The organism is Brucella tritici, assembly GCF_008932285.1.
Lineage (GTDB): Bacteria > Pseudomonadota > Alphaproteobacteria > Rhizobiales > Rhizobiaceae > Brucella > Brucella tritici.
The window spans coordinates 51,495-72,756 of record NZ_WBVY01000009.1 but is presented as its reverse complement, the minus strand read 5'-3'; the positions used below and the strand labels follow the sequence as shown (position 1 = coordinate 72,756).

Here is a 21,262-nt window from a genome sequence, read left to right as displayed (position 1 = left end):
AAGCTCTCAGCTTGCAATCAGGTTTGCGCCCGGACGGGCGCATCCCTCAAACCAATCGGCCCTGCGGTCCGATTGGTTTGAGGGCGCAATATACGTCGCTGAAGCGACAGGCTTGAAAGGGGTTCGGGATCGCATGGCGATCATGTTCGTTCGGGCACAGGTGATCGGTCGCGGATCGGGGCGCAGCGTGGTCTCCGCCGCCGCTTATCGTCATCGCACCCGGATGTTCGACGAGCAGGCCGGCACGCAGTTCCGATATGAGGGCGGCGCAGCCGAACTGGTGCATGAGGAACTGGCACTGCCCGACGTGACGCCGGCGTGGCTGCGAACGGCGATCGACGGGCGCTCGATCGCAGGCGCCAGCGAGGTGCTCTGGAATGCCGTCGATGCGTTCGAGAAGCGGGCCGATGCGCAGCTTGCCCGCGAACTGATCATCGCCCTTCCGGAAGAGCTGACACGGGCGGAGAATATCGAGCTTGTGCGCGAGTTCGTCAGAGACAATCTCACCGCGCAGGGGATGATCGCCGATTGGGTCTACCACGACAAGGACGGCAATCCGCATATCCATCTGATGACGACGCTGCGGCCGCTCACCGACGATGGGTTCGGCGCGAAGAAGGTGGCCGTGCTGGGCGATGACGGCAATCCGCTGCGCGTCGTCACGCCAAAGCGCCCGAAGGGAAAGATCGTCTACAAGCTGTGGGCCGGCGACAAGGAAACCATGAAGTCATGGAAGATCGCCTGGGCCGACACCGCGAACCGGCATCTGGCGCTGGCCGGCCATGACATCCGTCTTGATGGACGCTCCTATGCCGAACGGGGCCTGGATGGGATCGCGCAGAAACATCTCGGTCCGTTGAAGGCAGCGCTTGCCCGCAAGGGCAGGCCGATGCATTTCGCGCCGGCGGATCTGGCGCGGCGTCAGCAGATGGCGGATCGCCTCGCTGACGAACCGGGCCTGCTGCTGAAGCAGCTCAGCAACGAAAGGTCCACCTTCGACGAACGCGAAATCGCCAAGGCGCTGCATCGTTATGTGGACAATCCGACCGTGTTCGCCAACCTGCGCGCCCAACTCATGGTGTCGCCCGATCTCGTCACATTGCGCGACCAGAAGGTCGACCCGGATAGCGGAAAGGTAGCGGAGCCTGCGATCTTCACCACGCGCACCATGCTCCGCACCGAATACGACATGGCGCAATCGGCACGCGCCCTGTCAGCCCGCAGCGGCTTCAACGTCGATGAACAGCTCGTCCTGCAGGCGATCGAGACGGTCGAGACCCGCAACCCCGAACGGCCGTTCAAGCTCGACGCCGAACAGATCGATGCGGTCCGGCACGTTGCCGGCGATACCGCGATTGCCGCAGTCGTCGGTCTGGCCGGCGCGGGCAAATCCACGCTTCTTGACGCCGCCCGCATCGCCTGGGAGGCCGACGGCCGGAAAGTGATCGGCGCGGCTCTCGCCGGCAAGGCGGCGGAGGGGTTGGAGGATTCCTCCGGTATCCGCTCGCGCACGCTCGCCGCGTGGGAGCTTGCCTGGGCCGACGGGCGCGACCGCCTCAGCAAGGGCGATGTGCTCGTGGTCGACGAGGCGGGCATGGTGTCGTCGGAGCAACTGGCGCGGATCGTGAAAATAACCGAGGAGGCGCAGGCAAAGATCGTGCTCGTCGGCGACGCCATGCAGCTCCAGCCCATCCAGGCCGGCGCTGCGTTCCGTGCCATTGTCGAGCGGATCGGCTTTGCCGAACTGGTCGGTGTGCGCCGCCAGAGGGAACAATGGGCACGCGATGCGTCCCGCCTCTTCGCGCGCGGCAAGGTCGAGGATGCCCTCGACGCTTATGCGAAGCGGGGGCATATCGTTCAAACCGAAACGCGCGATTTCGCGATCGAGCGCATTGTCGCCGACTGGACAGCGGCGCGCGCCGAGATGCGGACTAAAGCCGAATCGGAAAGCCGCCAGCTCACCGGCTCGGAGCTTCTTGTGCTCGCCCAGACCAATGACGACGTCAGGAAGCTCAACGCCGCCATTCGCGACGTCATGATCGCACAGGGCGACCTTGCCGGAAGCAGCGCGTTCGACACCGAGCGCGGCAAGCGGGAATTCGCGGCGGGCGACCGCCTCATCTTCCTTCAGAACGCCCGCTTCGTCGAAGCCAGGGCGCAGCATCTCGGCCCGCAGGCGGTCAAGAACGGAATGCTCGGTACGGTCACCTCGGCACAATCGGACCGGGGCGAGACGGTGCTTTCCGTTCGCCTCGACAGTGGCCGCGACGTCGTCTTCTCCCAGGGGAGCTACCGCAATATCGATCATGGCTACGCGGCCACGGTTCACAAGTCCCAGGGTGCGACCGTCGACAGGACCTTCGTGCTGGCGACCGGCATGATGGACCAGCATCTGGGCTATGTGGCAATGTCGCGCCATCGCGCCCGCGCCGATCTCTACATGGCCGACGATGACTTTGCGCCTCGGAGCGGACCGGGTGGCAGCCGCCGTGTCGATCATGCCGCCGGCGTAACCGGCGAGCTGGTCGAGACCGGCGAGGCGCACTATCGCGACGATCAGGATTCCAAGCCGATCCCCTATGCCGACGTGAAGACCGACGATGACGAAGTGCATCGCGTCTGGGGCGTCAGCCTGCCGAAGGCGATCAAGGACGCCGGCGTCGGTCTCGGAGAAACGGTGACCTTGCGCAAGGATGGCACCGAGAAAGTCACCGTCACGGTGCCAGTCGTCGATGCCAAGACCGGCAAGAAGACATTCGAGGAGCGCGAGGTCAAGCGCAATGTCTGGACGGCAAACCAGCTCGAAACGGTCGAGCAGCGCACCGAGCGCCTGGACCAGGAAAGCTATCGGCCCGCTCTGTTCAAGCAGCTCGTCGAACGCCTGTCGCGCTCCGGCGCCAAGACCACGACGCTCGATTACGAAACCGAGGCCGGCTACCAGGCGCAGGTTGCCGACTTCGCGCGCCGTCGCGGCATGGACCATGCCTCCGAGGTGGTGGCCGGGATGGAGGAGCGGGTCGAGCGGCGGCTGTCGTGGATTTCCGGACAGCGCCAGCGCGTCGCAAAGCTCTGGGAACGCGCCAGCGTCGCCCTCGGCCTGACGATCGAGAAGGAGCGCAGCGTTTCCTATAGTGATCAGGCGCTCACACCGGCCCAATCCGCGCCGGTGGGCGCCCCGGCGAGGCCCGCCATCCTGCCGGCCGAAACCAGCTTTGCCCGGTCGCTCGAAGAGGATGCCCGCCGCCAGCAGCTTGCCTCTCCCCGATGGACGGAACGGGAAGAAGCGATCGCGCCGGTTCTCGATCGCATCTATCGCGATCCGCAGGCTGCCCTGAAGCGCCTGAACGACCACGCTTCCGACTTTCGTGCCGATCCGCGCCGGCTTGCCGAAGACATCGAGCGCAATCCGGATATGCTCGGCGCTGTGCGCGGCAGTCCTCATCTCGTCGACGGTCAGGCAGCGCGCAAGGAGAGGTCCGAGGCGCTCGCGGCCGCCGGCGAGCTGGCGCCGCTGGCGCGCGGCCACGCCGAGGCCTTCAAGGCAGACCAGAGCCGCTTCGGCATCCGCGAACATGCCCGGCGCGCGCATATGGCCCTTACAGTGCCGGCACTTTCGCCCAACGCCGCCGCGCGTCTCGCCGAGATCGAGGCCATCCGCGACAAGGGAGGCGACGATGCTTACAAGACCGCCTTCGCGCTTGCCGCCGAGGATCGCAGCGTCATCCAGGAGATCAAGGCCGTCGACGCCGCCCTGACCGCGCGCTTCGGCTGGAGCGCTTTCACGGCCAAAGCCGACGAGTTCGCCGAAAAGCATATCGCCGAGCGGATGCCGGACCATCTGGCCGAGGATCGCCGCGAGGAATTGACGAAGCTGTTTGTCGCGGTGCGCCGCTTCTCGGCGGAGCAGCATATATCCGAGAGCCGCAATCCCGCCCGTGTCGTCGCGCCTGCCGCTTATGATCCGGCGCAAGCGCCTGCTGCCAATCAGCGCCCGGTCCTGCCGATGCTGGCGGCCATTACCGAGTTCAAGACCACGCTCGACGAGGAGGCCAGGGAGCGCGCCGTCGGCTCCGGGCGCTACAAGCAGGAGCGGGCCGCCTTCAGCGAAGCCGCTGTGAAGGTCTGGCGAGATCCCGCCGCGGCGATCGCCACCATCGAGGGCCTGCTCCAGCGCGGCGTCGATCCGGACCGCGTTGCCCGCGCGATCGCGAATGATCCCTCCGCCTACGGCCCACTGCGCGGCAACGAGCGCGTCATGGACCGGCTGCTGGCACCCGGCCGGGAAAGGAAAGAAGCCCTTGCGTCTGTCGACACCGTTTCGGAGCGCATGTGGACGATGGGCAGGACGTGGCAAACCGTCCTCGATGGTGAAAAACAGACCGTGGCAGCCGATCGCGACCGGATGGCGATCCCGGTTCCGGCGCTGTCCGAGCACGCCGAGGCCGAGCTGAAGCGCTTGGCGGCGGCGGTCGAGAAGACCCCCACGGATCTTACGAAACTTGCCCGTGCCCTCGACAAGTCGGTGCGCGCCGAGTTCGCTGCCGTCAGCAAGGTGCTCGATGCGCGCTTCGGGCCGAATGCGATTGCCCGTGGCGACAAGGACGCGGTCAACAGGGTTCCGGCGGCGCAACGCAAAATCTTCGAGGCGATGCAGGTCCGCCTGCGCGTCCTGCAGAACGCCGTGCGGGCCGATCGAGCCCAGGCGGTGATTGCGGAGCGGCAGAACCGTGCGCTCAACCAGGCGCGCGGAAGGACGATCTGACAGGAAAAACAAGGAGGCAGACGCACCATGGCTGAAGACATCCCATACGACGCGATCGTGCGCGCGGAGATCGCGATCGAGATCATGAACAAGGCCAGGGGCCTGGTTTCGGCGCGCGTGACCGAGATCGAAGATGCCGATCCTGCCGGCGCCGAAGCGCTTCGGCGCAAGCGGCGCGAGCTGCTCGCAATCCAGAACGGCATCCGCGTCGGCGACGATGAGCATATCGAGGCGGTCATCGCGGAATGGGGGCCGCGCGTGAAGGATGCAGCCCGCTTCTGGCGCGAGCTGTAGCCATGGCGGAACTATCCGATCACGGACGGCTTTCGGACGCCGAAAACGAGCGCATCTTCCGGACCGAAATCCTGCCCGACTATCTGCCGGCCGAAACCAGCCGTGCCGATAGGCCGGTCCTCGTCATTCTCGGCGGTCAGCCGGGCGCCGGCAAGACCGCGTTGCTCACCTCGAGCCAGACGGAACTGGAAGGGCAGGGGCCGACGATCCGCATCGTGGGTGACGATCTGCGCTCCTACCATCCCGCCTTCAGCTCGCTGCAGGCGGCCGATACCGAGCGCGCGTCCCGTCACACCCAGCTCGATGCTGGCCGGTGGACGGAAAAGCTTCTCGCGGTCGCCACCGAACGCGGTGTGAACGTCGTCTTCGAGACGACCATGCGGACACCGGACAATGTGGCTCGTGTGGTCGAAAAAGGGAGGGAGGCGGGCTATCGGGTCGAGGCGCGCATCGTCGCCGTCAATCCGAGGGTCAGTTGGCAGGGTTGCCTTTATCGGTTCGAGGAGATGCACCATGCCGGAGAGGCGGCACGGATCCCGCCCCGAACGGTGCATGACGCCGCTGTCGCGGGGCTTGCCGCAAGTCTCGATCGTATCGAACGCGACCAGCTCGCCGACCGTGTCGTCATCCGCTTGCGCAATGGCGCCACAGTCTACGACAACGAGGTTGCCGACGGCCGGTGGCGGGCGACGCCCGAGGCCGTGTCCAGGCTCGAGAACGCCCGAAATCTCGTGATGTCCCGCCAGGAGAGCGAGACTTTCGCCGCGACTTGGCTGAAGGTGATCGCGCGCATGGAAGCACGCGGCGCGCGTGCCGAACTGGTCGACGAAGCCCGTGCCCTTTCGAAGCAGGATCTCGCCTGGCTCGCCGTGGAACGGCGCAAGACCGATCAGGGTGATGACGAAAAGCGCGCGCGATCGATGAAACCCCAGATCGGGGAGGGACCCGCCATTAGGCGGGCCATGGCAGAAGACGAGCGGCAAGATCGCGGTAGGGAGGAGCGCCGACGCCCGCCGCCATCGGCGCGCGCCAGCGATGCCGACGTTCTTATTCCCGGCCGGAACCTGCCCGATCTGGGCGCGGCCGAGATCGGCGACGCGCTTTCCCGATCCGTCAGGCTCGCCGAAAAGCGGGCCGAGATCGAACGCCTGTCCGTGCTCGTCTATGGCAGCGCGACGGCTGTCTCCCCATCGCTGCAGAATATCGACGGCGCTTCCGCGGGGTCTGTCGCCGGCGACGACGTCCGAACCGGCAAGCTAGGCCCGCTCGCCGGAGAGGGCAGGACGTTCCTGCGCGCCGAAAGCCCGGAGCGGCAGGCCGCGAAGGCACATCTGCCCCAGCTCGCAGCAGCCATGGAAGACTATGGCCGGTCGGTCGACTTCGAACGGCATCGCGTCGAGACGACGCATCGCGAGGAGCAATTCAGGCAGCGCCAGGAAGTCCGCCGCCCGTCCGAAGCGCTGGCAACCGTGCTCGACGTTCCGGCGCATGAGCAGGCCAGCCGGCTCGCCGCCTCTCCGGACCTGCGGCGGGAGCTGGACAGGATCTCGACCTCGATCAACCGGCGGCTCAATGTCGACGAGCGTAAGGCGCTCTCGATCGGCAATGCCGCAGAACTGTCGAGGTCTCTTGCCGTTTCCCGCTCGCAGGCGGACAACCTCATCAAGGTGCATGCGCAGACCCAGGCCGCCCAGCAGCTAAACCATGCACTGCGGCAATCCCAGGCGCGAGCGCGAACGGATGGCATCGGCCTGAAGCGGTGACCGGCCCCTTTTGCAGTTCATGGCTGCGCCCCTCAGGGCTGGCCCGAAAGGCTGTCCAACAGGGCTCCGAGATCGACCGCGATCACCTTTGCAATTGCGAATTGGCGGGCCTTGCCTCTGCCGAGGGAATTCTTGACCCAGGATTCGGTCAGGAGTCCGCGTTCCACAAGCGGATTGAGAAGCTCCTCAAGGCTTGGCCTGGACAGGCCGGTAATCTCGGCGAGCGACGTTATCGTGATGGGTATGCGCTGCGCATGCAGTTCCACGATGATCGACATCAGGCCGTATTGCCGCAGCCTCGATCCGGCCGACTCGCCGGCGAGAAGCTGTCCGAAGACCTGGTACGTGGTGACCGCCGATAGCACCGTATTCGCCAATTGTGGTGGGAGCTTTGGGACCATCGCGATCAGCACGCCTCGATCAACGCCCTCGACGAGAGAACGTGATCGCTTCTGGCGCGGCCGAGATCCCGGGCGGCGGCCGGGAAGCGCTCGGACAATGAAAATCTCAAATGGCAGGTCTGATTGGGCATTCGTCCGGTTTCGAAGGCATCGCTTGCGGTACGCCCCCGCTGCGATGCTCATTGACCCCTGGTGATCGGGGAGTTCGAAACCGTCACGAAACGGCCCCATGGCCTTTAGTCCGGAAGAGCCTGTTGTATACGCCACAGGCTCCCCGACCATAAGGTCAAGGAGGATGGTGCCGTAGCGGCCGACACCAGCCGTCGTGAGGGGTTTCGACGCCCCGAGGCAGTGCGTACCTGCCTCACCGATGGCTTATAGCCGGAAGGTTGGACGTTGTCGCGCCTAACCTGCGGTTTCTAATGCACAACTCATCTGCAAAGTGCCGACCGTGACCGGTCCGGTCTGGGAATTATGCGATGATGACGATGCCGGCACGCTGCCCGAAACGCCGCATTTCGAGCAGAAGGTCATCGTCGTCGCCGATGTCGATTTCCTCGAGCACGTCGAAATCATCCTCGCCTACCCGGTCTTCGAACAGGACGAGACACCGTTCCGGATCGCACTGCCTCGAGGTCCAGATCAGCCCGTCGAGATCCGGCCGCGCTTCATGGATCGCCTTTGCCCAGAGGACGGTTCGGGCATAGCTCGACTTGGGCGTCTCGATGATCTGGCCGCGATCAATGCTCCAGAGCTTCAGGTCAGGCGCGAAGAGCGCGGCAAACTGCAGATCACGCTTCGGCGATATCCGGCTGGCTGTCCTCGCTTCGACGTCATTCAAGCGCACGGTCTTGAATCTTGCGGCCGGATTGATGTCGTGGAAGATCGATTCGAAAGCGGCCGCTTCCCGGCTGGTGGCGGCGTAAAGCGTTGCGACACAGCCACCAGCCGCGTCCTGAAAGGGGGCGAAGCGGGTCGGCTGTCCCTTGCAGGGGTTGAACTGAGCGGGCCGGAAGGCGGACAGATGATTGCGATGGAGGACGCTTCCGGCTGTGAGTGTTTGGGCGTTAACGGTTGGAAACGGATCGGGCGGCAGGGGCAGCGGGGATGTCACCCGACCACCTCTTGCCCTTCACGCTCGGCCGCTTCGATCACGGCCTTGGCGTTGTCGAGCACGTCGACCGGTGCCTTGTCGCCCAGCCAGCCATTGGTCGACACGAACCAGAACGTCTTCTGCCATCCAGACAGGTGCGCGGGCAGCGCCTTCAGCACCTTCTTGATCGCCGGATGTGGCCGCCCGTCGCGGAACTGGAAGGCGGGATAATATTCGGTGCCACGATGAAGGACGGAGAAGATCTCCCCATTCTTTTTCCACCGCGCGGCGGTCGCATACGGGTTCTTCGTCTGCAAGCCAGCCTTGGCGCCGATCTCGGCGCTTGTCAGTTGCGGAACTTCCGAAATAAACTTGTCACGCAGTTCCAGATTGTCCGCTGCAAGCGCTCCCCGCGCTACTGACAAATCATCGGGCAGCATGAGATCGGCGAGCTTGCTGATCGTCGCTTCGAACCGGCTTTCGTCCAGGTTCTCGGACACGCGCACCAGCGTCTCGAGGAAGCTCCTGACGGCGCTCCGCTCCCCTTCGGCCAGGCCCGGCTTGAGCTGCAGGAGCACGGACCTGCCGCTGGCGAAATCCGCAAAGGCGTCCGCCAGCTTGTCGAACTCGATTCGACCCGCTCCCTCCGTCATAAGGTCGGGCAGTACAGCTTGCTCGACGCTCTGCCGGAACGCCCTGACCAGGGCATCATGGAACTTCTGATCGTCCGGCTCGCGTGTCGCTGCGGTCCGGAGCGCCCGCCTGGCGCGTGGCACGTTTCGATCACCAGGCGGCGGGACAACCCGGTCGATCATCAGGAATTGGGAAATTAGCGCTTCGGTCATGATCCACACATGAGATAGATTAGTTAGGTCTTCATATCATGTATGTCACGTCAAGTCGACTGCAAGACCTGTTCCACGAGATTCCGCGCGTTTCCTATCGCCGTCGAGCCGTCAGCATCCTGCTTGCGCGCGCGCGGCTCACTTCGATCCCTGATCCTCGATCCGCACTCGTCGGACGCGCGTGAGGATCGGGGGCAAGATCGGCTGCTCCTCATAGCGCAGCTTGTCTTCGTAGAGATCGTTTCCGGGCCGTGTCAGAAACCGGATCTCGCTCCTGGTCACGAATGAGGGAGCCAGATCGAAGAACACTGCTGCCGCAACGAGAACGATCATGACCAGCACGATGACGAGCCCAAGGTCCCTTGCGAGATCAGGCGAAATACCGAGCGTCTCCGCGGTGCCATTCAGCAACCACAAGAGAATGAAAGCCCCGACGCTGAGGCCGGCCATCCACCAGGACAGCGGCGAGCGCAACATATGGGAAAAATCGCGCTTGATTGCCTTGATGTCCGCTTGGTCTCGTTCGTCCTTCAGGGTGAGTTTGTCTTTCAGATTCATGATTTTATGCCCTCGAATAGCCCGCTCCTATAGTAATCGTAAGTGGTAGTAATAACAATCGCGACATATAAAAGTCACAAGTGATTATTGCGAGAAGAGTTTCCAAAATGAACATTAAATCAATGTTATAGGAGTTTCGGACCCGAAATCCCAAGAACCAAATAGTCTTGGATTTCCCGTTGGGTACCCGGTCATAGGTCACGTCCTGGGACTCCTCGCGGCCGAGCCCTACGCCCAAATGATCCCCGTTTATTCTCCGGGTTGATCGTGGAGGTTGAAAGGAGTGATCGTGCTGCATGAAATGCCGAGGAGACAACATGAATGACAGAAGCAGCTTGCGAGTATTTCTATACGCTTTCCGTCGACCGATGGGGCTCTGCCTCGCTCGGCTATTTCGACACCTGGCAAGAGGCGCGAGACGGAGCAGTGGCGCTTCGCCATGATCTGATCGGCCAGAGTGACGAAACCGCCCCAATACCGGATATGCAGATCGAGAAGATCCTCGTCGCGCCGATGACGAGGAAGAACCTGATCCACCTGTTGGAACATGGTGTCGAAAAGCTGATCCGAGATCGGGAGGTCGTCGAAATCGTCAACGAGCCCCAGCGCGAGCACATCAAGGCTTAGACCACTGTTTCGAAAGTAAACCGAGCCCATGCGCCTTTATCATTTCACGTCAGAGAAATACGGCTTGCTCGCACTCGAACAGCGCAGACTCAAAATTGCCCGCATCGATGAGCTGAACGATCCTTTCGAACTGCTCGGCTGGAACCTTCGAGACAAGAATGTGCGGGCCAAACTACGACGCTGGAAGCGCGATCGAAACGCCGAATTCGGCATCCTGTGCTTCAGCCGGAAATGGTCGCACCCGCTTCTCTGGGGCCACTATGCCGACAAGCACAAAGGCATGGCGATCGGCTTCGATGTGCCGGACGATGACAGCTATAGTCCGGTCGATTACCATCCCAAACGCTTTCCGATATCCCTCAACTCGCCGTTCGGCGAAAGCGATCTCAAGCGCCTTCTCATGAGCAAATTCACCGCTTGGCGCTACGAGACCGAATATCGCTGCTTCCTCCGGTTGAGCGGTCGAACGCCAGAGGGCGGTCTCTATTTCGAGCCGTTCTCCGACAGGTTGAAGGTGGCGGAAGTTATTATCGGCGATCGATGCGGCATCAGCCGCACGCGGTTGGCCGAGGCGCTCGGCCCCGACCACGCTCATGTCAAATCGTTCAAGGCACGGCCGGCCTTCGGGTCGTTCACAGTCGTGCAGAATCGCAACAAGGACTTGTGGACCTGAAGCCCGGATCTCAGGTTGCGGCCGCAGCCGTCAATCCTTGCCGAGAAGGCCTTTCCAGATGAACGCGCCAACGGCCGCGCCGATCAGCAGAGCGATCCAGAACAGCCAGAGCTGGCCGAGCGCACCAGTGTCGGCAAACAGGGCGACGCCCGTCGAGCGGGCTGGATTCACCGACGTGTTGGTGACCGGGATCGACACGAGATGGATCAGGGTGAGCCCAAGGCCGATCGCGATTGGCGCGAAGCCCGCCGGCGCCGCCGGCGCCGTCGAGCCGAGAATGATGATCAGGAAAAATGCGGTCAGGACAATTTCGCTCAGCAGGGCGGCCACAAGCCCATAGCCGCCCGGAGACAATTCCCCGAAGCCGTTCGATGCGAAGCCGCCCGCGGCAAACCCGGCCTTCCCCGATGCAATGACATAAAGCACGGCAGCGGCGATGATGGCGCCGGCGACCTGAACCGCCCAGTACGGCACGAGGTTTTTGGCGTCGAAGCGCCCGGCGAGCGCGAGCCCCAGCGACACGGCAGGATTGAAGTGGCCGCCGGAGATGCCGCCAACCGCAAAGGCCATGGTCATCACGGTGAGTCCGAAGGCGAGTGCGACACCGAGATAGCCGATCCCGACCTCGGGAATGCCGGCAGCAAGCACCGCGCTGCCGCATCCACCGAGAACGAGCCAGAATGTGCCGAAAAATTCGGCGGACAGTTTTTTGATCATGGGACCCTCTCCGGTCATCGATGCTGATTTGGCGGCCACGGCAACATCCATGCGCTGCCGTCGCCATTGCGAATTGCGAAGTCGGGGCCGCCTATTTGAGGTTGGCCAGCCTGTCGATCGCCGACGTGAACCCGGTCAGTGAAACGGGTATGGTGAGTGGATTACGCGTCACCGTTTCCAGCCCGATGTTCAGGACGGAACCGGCCTTGAGGGCGTTCAGCAGCTCGGGAGCCAGGGTGACGTTCGCATAGGCACCGTTCTGGTCGCTGCTGAAAATGACGGCCGTGTTCTTGGCCCCGGTGCCAATCTGATAGCTCACACCTGCCGGTAGATAGAGGCCGTGCGGCAGGACAAGGTTCATGCTCATCGAACCGCTTTGCGGCTTCCTGATCGTAATCACCATCAGGATCTGTCCCGTCTCTTGACGCAGGATCGTCTGGGACATCTGGCATTCGAGTGCGCCGGCGCCGGCATTCGCGCTGGAGCAGCTCAAGGCCCAGGCCGGCGCAGCCGGTTGGCTCGCGGCCGGGTTGCGTTGCGTCGTCTGGGCTCCTTGCGCCATTGCTGGCGCTGATCCGCCAACCAGTATGAGCAGCATGAGGCCGGCCAGGACCGGAGGCTTGCGAAAGACCATCATTTTCGTATTTCCCTTTCCCCAGGAGGTTTCACGATCGTCCGATCCAGTCATTTGCTGTCGTCGGGCGTTCTGCGGCGACCGCCGACCGCATGCTCAGTGTCCTTGGCGGCCTTGTGCTCGATGATTGCCTCGAAGGGCGTGTCCCGGGCTTCGATCCACATGACGCGCTCCGGCATGCCGATAGCGACTTCCGCAATCGCTGCTTCAAGCAGGATCTTGGCGCCATGGCAGGTTTGGATGTCGGTGGACTCGACATGCAGCAAGAGGGCTCCATCCTGCGGCCTGACCCTTGCCTGGGCGAAATCGAAATTGAAGAGATAATCCGTTTGATCACGCGATCTCGACGCGCAGAATTTCCCCAATAGATCAAAGACCAGTTCGATTGCCTCTTTGGCGTTGGCGATCTCTACACACGCCGATCCGGCAATAGTCATAATCATGCTGCTCCCGAATATGCTTGTATGCGCCCCCCGGCCGATCCGCCGGGCTGACTTCGTTTCAATAGGAAGGAGTAAAGTGTGGAATGCCCCCTGCGCGCCGAGGCGGGTGATGTCGCCAATGGTTAAAGTAAAGTCAGACATGGCCGCCCTCATTTCGGGAGGGTCTGGTTCACGAGACCTGCGGCGGAGGCGAGGCTCGCGAGCGTTGAAAATGGCTCCGCCTCGACAGGTGTGACGATCGGTACGCGCGACAGTTCCGCGATTGTGACGCTGTTGCGGCCCCGCGATTTGGAGTGGTAGAGCGCCTGGTCGACCGTTTCGAACAGCAGGCCGGGATCGCGTGGTTCGTGAAACATGGCGAGACCGAATGATGCGGTGACGACCCCTTCAGGATCGTTGCGCATATGGGGAATCGCCTTCGCGGCGATGCTTTTGCGCAGTTTCTCGAAGAATGCGATCGCTCCCGCCTCATTGCGGGCCTTGCAGGCTATAACGAATTCCTCGCCGCCAATCCGGAAGGCGCTGGCCGCTGGGTCCCGCAGATGGGAGGCGATGACCCGTCCGACACGCTGCAGCACAACGTCGCCTGCTGCATGTCCATAGGCGTCGTTGTAAGCCTTGAAGTTGTCGATATCCATGATCGCCAAAGCCGTGACGCGCCCGTCGGAGGGCGCCGACACAAGGGCGGGATAACGGATTGAATATGCGCGACGGTTCGGGAGACCGGTGAGGAGATCGATCTGCGCCTGGATCGCGTCGGTGATATCGCTGAAGATCCAGATCCGGGCGAAGCCGTCACCTTTCTCCTCAAGAGGTGCACTGCGCCTTGCGAAGACCCTGCCGTCCTTCAACAGAATTTCGTCATCGGAATGTTCAGCCGACCCGTAGAGCCTCTCGGCCTCGTTGCGGATCGTGCCGGGATCCACGAGCTGCCCCGCCATGAGGTGGAACACGTCTTCCTCGAGCAGCGTGCTCAACGCTCCGTCGGGTATGTTCCACAAACGAAGGAAGGGCCGGCTGGCATAGACTATATCACGCGCACGCCCGGTTAGAAGAACGCCATCGGCCATGCAGTCGAGCGTTCGTTGAAATAAAGATACTGTAACCTCACTGCGGGCTTGCACTGCGGACTCCGGTCTGCCTCTTCGGGCGGCTCCTCCACGGTCATTTTGAATGATGACAAGGGGAATCTGGGTAGGTCATGGATCTCGTGGTTCTTCCTCGTCAGTGTCCGTCGGGGCGTTCCATTGGGATGGCCTCGCTCGACGATCGGACGGTGGTGAGAGCCCGAGGGATGCGATGTCGTGGAAGCGGATGCCGCCTGAAGGGTCGGCGTCGTTCGCAAGGGCGGAATCCATACGTTCTAATTGGAACAAGGTCTTGTCGTTGACTTGCAGGGCCGCGACGCACATGACGGCGCACACCGCCTGCTGCTCGTCCCAGCCGGCCTCTGCCGCCAGTTTGATCAGCTTGATCACCGACGGCTCCAGCGCGAAAATGCAATCCTGCTGATACCGGTCGCTTCCGACCGGCGAATCGGTGGGTCCGTTGATCCGGCCAGCTTCGCTCATTGATATATGCCTTCATGATCCGGCATCCCCGCAGCGGGGGACCGCTCCATTTCGTTTGTGGTGATGTTCATGGGCCAGGTGATCGCCGGAAGGCTGGCAAGTCCCGGCCTGGCGAACAGGAAGCCCTGCATTAGGGTCACGCCGAGCTGCGAGAGCATGGAAAATTCCTGGTCGGTTTCCACACCCTCGGCGATCACGGTGCAATCGAATGATCGACAGGCGTCGACGACGCCCTTGACCAGGGCCTGACGGCTTCGGTCCGTGTCGATGTTGCGGACAAGCGCGAGGTCGAGCTTGATGATTTCGGGGCGCAGCGCGAGCAGGCTGCTGAGACCCGCATAGCCGGCGCCGAAATCGTCGATCGCGATCTTGACGTCGCGGGACCGGGCGGCTGCGATCCACCGTCCGAGCCGGTCGACGTCGGCGACGGGGTCATGCTCGGTCATCTCGAAGATCAGATTGTCGATCGGCCATCCAAGCTTTCGCGCCCGACGCAGCGTGGCATGAAGCCCATGCCTGCGGTCGCAGATGGCGGTCGCCGAAACATTGAGGCTGAGACGCGACGACATGCCGAGCGACGAAGCCAGATCGATTGCGCGGGACCGGCAGGCTTCGTCGAAAGCGGTGAGGGAAGTGGGCGATATGCCCGCGAAGATCTTGTCGGCGCCCTGTCCTGACGGCCCTCTGACAAGCGCCTCATACGCGAAGACCGACCCTCCCGCCCCGGTGTCGACTATGGGCTGAAAGGCCATGGTGAACTCTATCTCAATGTGCGTCGGCGCCCCCATGTGTCTCATCGTGTTCCCTGCCCCTTTTTGCTGCCGCGAAACCTGTTGCCATCTGCGATTCACCAATGTTCGTCTGCTGACCGAACGACACGAAGTGCTCAGTCGACACCACATTCCCCGGCAGGCGCGAGGCTGCCGTTCTTTCGATCCTCGATCGTCACGATCTCGTCCGAAGCGTAATTCGTGTTGGCGAGCGCAAACCGTTCGGGGGCCTTGCCATAGGCAAGCTTCTGCCAATATCCGGCCGGCGGTCTGGCGATCTCGTAGACATCACAAGCCTGTGCGACTTTCATCGCCGGGACGCCGTAGAACCTGGCGATCTCTGTCATCGGCTGAGACCAGATCAGCTCGTAAAGCTCAGATCGCGTTATCTCCATCATCACGCCGTTCCCGAATCCTCATCGACCGGCCGAATACGGCCGGCCACTCCATGGCTGCACATCCGCTCGTCAGGTGCAGACCCACTCCCTGATCTTGCACTGTACGGAACCGGCCTCGCACTGCTGGAGCGCCTGGTCTTCCGCGTCCTTGCGCGTCTCTGCTGAGGATGCCGCCCACGGCGTGGTTGCATCCGATGACTTCGCGTTCACTGCGAGGGCGGCGCAGTGATTGTAGGGGAAGCCGCTGCCGTCATCGTCGTCCCAATGGCGATGGTTTCGGAACGTCGTCACCAGAGCACAACTCTTGCCGCCTGCGTTCTCGCAATGCTCCACAGCGATATCCTCGGCTTCCTGGCGCTTGTCGGCGCCCCAGAAGAACCCGTGTTTGCCGTCGGCCTGGGAATAGGCGATGGCGCCCCAGATCCCGACCTGCTCGACGGGAGGCGACGGGACCTCGTTATAGGTCTGCGGCAGATCTGCGGCAGATCCCATCTGGCTGAAGGCCAGGACTATGCTGGCTGCAATGGTAATGGCTTTCCTATTCATCGGCGCCGGTCCTTTTCGTGATCTTGCCCCGCCGAGCTGCCGGCAAGAGCTGGTCCTGTCTCGTCCCTCATCTCCTGCAGCAGGTGCCTGCAGCATGGGCCGCCATCGCGTCTCTGCACTGCCGCGGAATCGGGGCCGGCTCGACCGGGACCAGGACTGGCGCCCGGTGCGGGGCCAGCAAACAGCGCCGCAGCCGTCATCACCGCGACGAAGGGATGAACCATCAAGACCGAACCGACGCGGAATTCCTTCTGCTTCTCTGTCATGATCAACCTTTCGCCCACGCGATCGACACGACCACGCAGGTCTCTCCAGACGGCACCAGCAGCGCCTGGCCGCCGTTTCCGGCCAGTGTGTAAAGCGACACCTTGCCCAGCGTATTGGCGATTTTGCTTCCCTGCGGGAGCGTGGCGGGGACGTTCGAACAAGCCATCGGCAATGGTGCGACCCGAACCATTGCCCCTTCGCAATCCGTCCCGTTTGGCGCGGCCATCACGATGCCGCCGGCCGGCCCGGTGTAGTTCTGCGATTCATAATCGAGCCCGACCAGTGCCTGGATCGGATGCTGATCCGGAGCCTGCTGGTTCCATTCGCTGACGATGTTATATTTGGCTCCGCTCGTCAGGAGCTGGCCGAGAACCGGAAACACGTTGGAGCAGGCGCTGAGTCCGGCCTGCTTGGTATGCGTCAGAAATGGCGTATCGGCCAGCGACGGGTCCGGCGTCTTCGTTGCCGTCACCGGCTGGGCAAAGACCTGCTGCACCTGGGGGAGCTGGTAGGCTGCAAAGCCTGCGACCCCGAGCAGGAGCAATCCCGCCACGGTGAACGCGATCGTCTTGATCGTCCGTTTTGACGATCTCAGCACCTTCTCGTCTTCAGGTGAAATGCGCGGACCGCTTTCGCGGGCCATGATCCTGTCGTGGATGGATTGCTGGCTCATGCGCCTCGCCCCCCGGTCAGTTGATCGCCGCAAGCGCTTTGTCGAGGCCCGCCAACGATGTGGTTACGGTTCTTGTTTCGCCCGACACCGTCGGGAATGAAATTTTGGGGTTCGTCGCTTTGGCGATCTGCCCACGCAGGATCGGCCCGACCGGAACCATGGCAATGCAAACTGCCTCATTGCAGCCCTGCAACGAGACATCGACAGGGTTCTGTCGCCCGTCGAAATAGAGCGACACCTTGCCGTCACTCGGCATGTTGGGTGGTGCGCGCATCAGAAAATACGGCTTCCCGTCTTCCGTTGCTGCCAGAGACCAACTGAAGACGCTGTTTCCTGCTTGGTCCTCGATAACCTGCGTGATGTTGCAGACCTTCTTCCGCTCCTTCAGGTTCTCGTCGCAAATCAGCGTCCAGTTTTCGAAGGGACGAATAGTCCGCTGGTACTGTCCCGTCGGAACGTCGGCAGGGATGACTACCTCCGACGGCTTGATTCTGTAGACCTGCGTGGATGGTTCCTGCCCGGCGGCGGGGGCGCCGCCGAGCAGGATCAGGCAAGCCAGGGCTATCCCTAGGCGGTGGGCTGGGGCGGCCTGCCTAATCATCTTGACCTCAGTTCAGCGTGAAGCTGACGCCGGCGCCCGCGCCCCACTTGCCGCCGGCGGTTGTCGCCGAGAGATTGGCCCGGACGCGCCCGTCCTCGCTTGTGTAGCCGGCGCCAAGGGCAAACGCGCCCTGGCCTCGCCAAACACCACCGCCAACCGCAACGCTCGCCTTTCCGGGCCGGTCGTCATACCGCAGTGAGGCAGCGGCAAGACCAATCGCGGCCGCCTGTCGGGCCTCGTTCCGAACCTCCCCGATCTCCTGGTTCAACTGCCCGAACTTGTAGTCGGTATAGTTGTTGGCCTGGTTGAGCGTCGTGACCGCCACCTGATCCGTGTAGCTGTTCGCGGTGTCGATCGCGTAGGACACGCGATTGTCGGTGTAGGAATTGGCGTCGATAAGGGTGTTCGACAGGCCTTCCTTGAGCTGGCCGACATTGACGGCATCGTTATTGGCGACGCCGTCGGCGACGTTGGAGAGCAATACCGGTGCATTCGGATCGCCACCAATCAAGGTGACCGAGTTCGCGCGCGAGCCGTCGGGGTTTTTGTCGTACATGACCGCCCCGTCCTGCAGATCCCCGATGCCGCTCGCCAGATCGTCGATCGCCTGGTTCGTGGCATAGAGCTGGCTGCCGTTGATGGCATCTGTCGAGTCGGCTGTGACACGGCCGGCGGCGACGTTGGTGATCGTGCGCTCGGAGCCGACCCCGCCGACGCTCACCGTGCTCGTGGCATTGGTTCCGGCAAAGGCGTAGTCCGTGCCGTTGATAGTCGTTCCGCTCGTGTTGACCACCGCCTGGGTGGTCGAGCCGGAACCGAGCGCGACGTCGCCGGCATTATTGGCCGTCGCACCCTGGCCGAGAGCAACCGCACCATCGGCGCCGGCGACCGTCGTGGCGCCGTTGCCCATGGCAACGCTGTTGTCTGCATTGGCCACGGCCTGCGGTCCGACCGCGACGCTCTCCTGTCCGATGGCCTGGCTGTCCGCTGCGGCGGAGTTGGCGTGGAAATACTTGATACCCCCGCCGTTGTTGATGTCGGTGATAGTATTGTTGATGTTGGTCAAGCTGGTGTCGACGGCCGCGAAGGTGTCGTAGACGGTCGTGTAATTCCCGCCCTGCATCACATAGGTCGGACCGTTGACAGTGCCGTCCGGGTTGACCGTCGCACCGCCGCCAAGGTGGTTGGCGATACTATTGGATACACCGTAGAGCTGGCTGCCGTTGACGGCGTCAGTCGAGGTTGAATTCACCGCGCCGGCTGCCAGGTTCGTGATAGTGGTGCCGTTGGTACCCTCGAGCGTGATGGTATCCTTCGGATCTCCGAGTGCACCGTCATACTTCACGGCGCGATCATCGAGTTCGGCCACGTTGTCGTCGATCGCCTCGACGGCCTGGTTCGTCGCAAAAAGCTGCGAACCGTTGATGGCGTCGGTGCTGTCGGCCGTGACGCGGCCTGCAGCAACATTGATGAGCTGCCGCTCGGCGCCAACCGCCCCGATGCTGACAACGCTTTCTGGCGTTGCGCCTGCGAAGGCGTAGGTCTGGCCGTTGATCACGATCTCCGAGGTGCCGACCGCTGCGGCTGTCATCGAACCCGAACCGAGAGCGACGCCGAGATAGTGATCTGCGACGGCGCCAGCGCCGATAGCGATCGCCTGCTCGCCGCCAGCCTGTGAACTTGTTCCGAGCGCGATGCCGTCGGCCATCATGACGTGGGCGTCCTGCCCGATCGCCGTGCCGCCCGGCGCAGTGGCATCGACGATCGAGCCGTTGCCCATGCCGATGCCGTTGTCGCCATTGACCACGGTCGAGGGACCGACCGCAATCGAGTCCGTCCCGATCGCCAGCGAATCCGGGGCTGCCGAATTCGCATGGAAATACTGGGTGGCCGTAACGCCAACCGACGCGATCGCGCCCTGGAGCTGGCGGATCGTCACGGCATCCTGGGCATCAGTGCCATCAGCAACATTGGTGATCTGGCGGTATGCTCCGTCCCGGCCTACCGAGACCGCGCCGAGCAGTTCCTGATCCGTCGTGTTGTAGGTGATGACCGCCGAGCCAGCCGGGATCGTCCCTGTCGAAGGCGCAATCACACGATCGGCGATCGATCCAGCACCAAGCGCAACGCCACCAAGGACATCCGCCTGCGCGTCCCGGCCGAGCGCCAGCGCGCTTTCTGCCGAGGCCGTTGCCTGATAGCCGACCGCAGTCGAGCCGACCCCTTGGGCAAACGCATCCGTCTGCGCAAGGCCCGTCTCGTTGGTGCGTGCATAGCGAATCCCGACGCCGTTCGCCTCGGTATAAGTGGTCGAGGTGTCGCCGGCGATGTTGGTGATGGTGTCGCCCAGATTGGTGATGTCTGTGGTATTCTGATCGACCTGTTGGTTCGTGGCAAAGAGCTGGCTGCCGTTCACCGCGTCGGTCGACGTCGCGCTGATATCACCGTCTGCCAAGTTGGTGATGGTCGTGCCCGCCGTGCCCTCAAGGGTTATTGTATCCTTCGGATCGCCGAGGGCGCCATCATATTTCACGGCACGATCGCCGAGTTCGGCGACGTCGTCATCGATCGCCTCGACTGCCTGGTTCGTCGCGAAAAGCTGCGAGCCGTTGATCGCATCGGTCGACGTGGCGCTGATCCGGCCGGCCGCCACGTTGGTGATGGTCCGCTCGGCCCCGACATTCCCCACCGACACTGTGCTCGTCGGCGTAGTTCCGGCGAAGGTGTAGGTCGTGCCGTTGATGTCGACGCTGGTTGTGCCGACCGCGGCATCCGTTACAGAGCCGGAGCCAAGCGCGACATCGGCTTCGTTGGTTGCCGTAGCCCCGGTGCCGATGGCAACGCCATCGTTGTCGCTTACGGTGCCGGCAGCACCAATGAGGACGCCGCCCGAGACACCATCAGCCACCGTGCCGCCGCTGGCAAGAACCTGAGTATTGCTTAGGCCGGTACCGAGCGTGTTCGCAAAACCGGAAACAGAGTTCCGCGTCCCGTTGGCTAGCGTGTTCTGACTGCCGATGATGCTGTTCTGGCTACCCCCGGTAATCGTATTTCCGACACCGGATATATTCGCCTGCATTGTGCCGGTAGCAGTATTGTTAACACCCGTGACACTCGCAAAATTGCCTGCGTTTAAGGTATTGCCTATGCCGATCACGCTGGCGCTGATGGAATTCTGAATGTTATTCAGGCCACCGATCACGGCAACGGCCGTTGAGGAGGCTATCGTATTCTGCGAGCCCGCCAGGACAGATGAGGATACCGAGGTGAGGGTATTGTTACCTCCCATCACGCCCGTGCCGCCAACATCGGCAAGCGTATTCGAAATGCCGATGACACTCGATTCGGTCGTACTGGTGAGTGAGTTGTCTCCGCCCAGTATCCCTGTTGATTCCGAATCCGAGGATATATTGGCCACGCCAATGGCAATCGAATTCGGGCTATCTGCGATCTGGTTCGAGTATCCGACCGAGATGCTGTTGATACTGCTGGCCCCGGAAACAGAACCGGATGACCCGATGACAACCGAATTTGCGGCTTCCGCCACGCTACCGACACCAGCCGCTATCGCATTCGTCCCCGTCGCGCCGTCATTGTTGTAGTTGCCGCCAGCCGTGCCGCCGTCA

Annotated in this window: 19 protein-coding genes and 1 pseudogene; 5 read left to right on the top strand and 15 right to left on the bottom strand. The window is 62.7% G+C overall.

The window, feature by feature from the left end; translation table 11 throughout:
• Nucleotides 1-133 precede the first annotated feature (133 nt).
• Genes traA through F9K94_RS22835 form a run of 3 tightly spaced genes read left to right on the top strand, consistent with a single transcriptional unit; the run spans nucleotide 134 to nucleotide 6,819 of the window.
• Nucleotides 134-4,762: a Ti-type conjugative transfer relaxase TraA gene (traA, locus tag F9K94_RS22845; RefSeq protein ID WP_151648872.1), complete on the top strand. Its 4,629-nt coding sequence runs from the start codon at nucleotides 134-136 to the stop codon at nucleotides 4,760-4,762.
• 27 nt (nucleotides 4,763-4,789) lie between these two features.
• The gene (locus F9K94_RS22840; protein ID WP_151648870.1) at nucleotides 4,790-5,056 is read left to right on the top strand and encodes a hypothetical protein; all 267 of its coding nucleotides are present in this window, start codon (nucleotides 4,790-4,792) and stop codon (nucleotides 5,054-5,056) included.
• Between the two features lie 2 nt (nucleotides 5,057-5,058).
• A complete protein-coding gene (locus tag F9K94_RS22835) occupies nucleotides 5,059-6,819 on the top strand; it encodes a zeta toxin family protein (protein ID WP_151648868.1) in 1,761 nt (586 codons plus the stop codon).
• Between the two features lie 32 nt (nucleotides 6,820-6,851).
• Here the strand turns inward: F9K94_RS22835 and F9K94_RS22830 are convergent, their stop codons facing one another.
• From F9K94_RS22830 to F9K94_RS22815, 4 genes are all read right to left on the bottom strand, one after another.
• Entirely contained in the window at nucleotides 6,852-7,220 is a 369-nt protein-coding gene (locus F9K94_RS22830) for a helix-turn-helix domain-containing protein (protein ID WP_151648866.1), read from the bottom strand.
• Between the two features lie 472 nt (nucleotides 7,221-7,692).
• A complete protein-coding gene (locus F9K94_RS22825; protein WP_151648864.1) occupies nucleotides 7,693-8,334 on the bottom strand; it encodes an RES family NAD+ phosphorylase in 642 nt (213 codons plus the stop codon).
• Nucleotides 8,331-9,158 carry a hypothetical protein gene (locus F9K94_RS22820; protein WP_151648862.1) on the bottom strand — a complete coding sequence of 276 codons (828 nt, stop codon included), beginning with the start codon at nucleotides 9,156-9,158 and terminating at the stop codon, nucleotides 8,331-8,333. The genes F9K94_RS22825 and F9K94_RS22820 overlap by 4 nt, the downstream gene beginning before the upstream one ends.
• Before the next feature lie 138 nt (nucleotides 9,159-9,296).
• Complete coding sequence (locus tag F9K94_RS22815) at nucleotides 9,297-9,716, bottom strand: hypothetical protein (RefSeq protein WP_151648860.1); 420 nt, start codon at nucleotides 9,714-9,716, stop codon at nucleotides 9,297-9,299.
• Nucleotides 9,717-10,037: 321 nt separating this feature from the next.
• Between F9K94_RS22815 and F9K94_RS22810 the strand changes: the two genes are divergently transcribed.
• Together F9K94_RS22810 and F9K94_RS22805 are read left to right on the top strand one after the other, a co-directional pair.
• Nucleotides 10,038-10,343: a hypothetical protein gene (locus F9K94_RS22810; RefSeq protein WP_151648858.1), complete on the top strand. Its 306-nt coding sequence runs from the start codon at nucleotides 10,038-10,040 to the stop codon at nucleotides 10,341-10,343.
• 64 nt (nucleotides 10,344-10,407) lie between these two features.
• Nucleotides 10,408-11,016 carry a DUF2971 domain-containing protein gene (locus F9K94_RS22805; protein ID WP_192799568.1) on the top strand — a complete coding sequence of 203 codons (609 nt, stop codon included), beginning with the start codon at nucleotides 10,408-10,410 and terminating at the stop codon, nucleotides 11,014-11,016.
• A gap of 30 nt (nucleotides 11,017-11,046) precedes the next feature.
• Here the strand turns inward: F9K94_RS22805 and aqpZ are convergent, their stop codons facing one another.
• The 11 genes and pseudogenes from aqpZ to F9K94_RS25025 all read right to left on the bottom strand — a co-directional run.
• Entirely contained in the window at nucleotides 11,047-11,733 is a 687-nt protein-coding gene (gene aqpZ, locus F9K94_RS22800; protein ID WP_151648854.1) for an aquaporin Z, read from the bottom strand.
• Nucleotides 11,734-11,824: 91 nt separating this feature from the next.
• Nucleotides 11,825-12,370 (bottom strand): invasion associated locus B family protein, encoded by a 546-nt coding sequence (locus F9K94_RS22795; RefSeq protein ID WP_151648852.1) that lies wholly within the window; start codon nucleotides 12,368-12,370, stop codon nucleotides 11,825-11,827.
• Between the two features lie 47 nt (nucleotides 12,371-12,417).
• Nucleotides 12,418-12,951 (bottom strand): hypothetical protein, encoded by a 534-nt coding sequence (locus F9K94_RS22790; RefSeq protein ID WP_151648850.1) that lies wholly within the window; start codon nucleotides 12,949-12,951, stop codon nucleotides 12,418-12,420.
• Between the two features lie 8 nt (nucleotides 12,952-12,959).
• Entirely contained in the window at nucleotides 12,960-13,880 is a 921-nt protein-coding gene (locus tag F9K94_RS22785) for a GGDEF domain-containing protein (protein WP_151648848.1), read from the bottom strand.
• Nucleotides 13,881-14,009: 129 nt separating this feature from the next.
• On the bottom strand, nucleotides 14,010-14,381 hold the full coding sequence (locus tag F9K94_RS22780; RefSeq protein WP_151648846.1) for a hypothetical protein: 372 nt from the start codon (nucleotides 14,379-14,381) through the stop codon (nucleotides 14,010-14,012).
• Nucleotides 14,378-15,133 carry an EAL domain-containing protein gene (locus tag F9K94_RS22775; protein WP_192799567.1) on the bottom strand — a complete coding sequence of 252 codons (756 nt, stop codon included), beginning with the start codon at nucleotides 15,131-15,133 and terminating at the stop codon, nucleotides 14,378-14,380. Before F9K94_RS22775 ends, F9K94_RS22780 begins: the two co-directional genes overlap by 4 nt.
• Before the next feature lie 134 nt (nucleotides 15,134-15,267).
• Nucleotides 15,268-15,549, bottom strand: a complete 282-nt coding sequence (locus F9K94_RS22770) for a hypothetical protein (protein WP_151648842.1) — start codon at nucleotides 15,547-15,549, stop codon at nucleotides 15,268-15,270.
• A 69-nt stretch (nucleotides 15,550-15,618) separates the two neighbouring features.
• Nucleotides 15,619-16,095 (bottom strand): DUF4189 domain-containing protein, encoded by a 477-nt coding sequence (locus F9K94_RS22765; RefSeq protein ID WP_151648840.1) that lies wholly within the window; start codon nucleotides 16,093-16,095, stop codon nucleotides 15,619-15,621.
• A gap of 268 nt (nucleotides 16,096-16,363) precedes the next feature.
• Nucleotides 16,364-17,035 carry a hypothetical protein gene (locus tag F9K94_RS22760; protein WP_151648838.1) on the bottom strand — a complete coding sequence of 224 codons (672 nt, stop codon included), beginning with the start codon at nucleotides 17,033-17,035 and terminating at the stop codon, nucleotides 16,364-16,366.
• A gap of 16 nt (nucleotides 17,036-17,051) precedes the next feature.
• Entirely contained in the window at nucleotides 17,052-17,636 is a 585-nt protein-coding gene (locus tag F9K94_RS22755; protein ID WP_151648836.1) for an invasion associated locus B family protein, read from the bottom strand.
• Between the two features lie 7 nt (nucleotides 17,637-17,643).
• Nucleotides 17,644-21,213 (bottom strand): annotated as a pseudogene (locus F9K94_RS25025) (YadA-like family protein); the annotation flags it as partial.
• Between the last annotated feature and the right edge of the window lie 49 nt (nucleotides 21,214-21,262).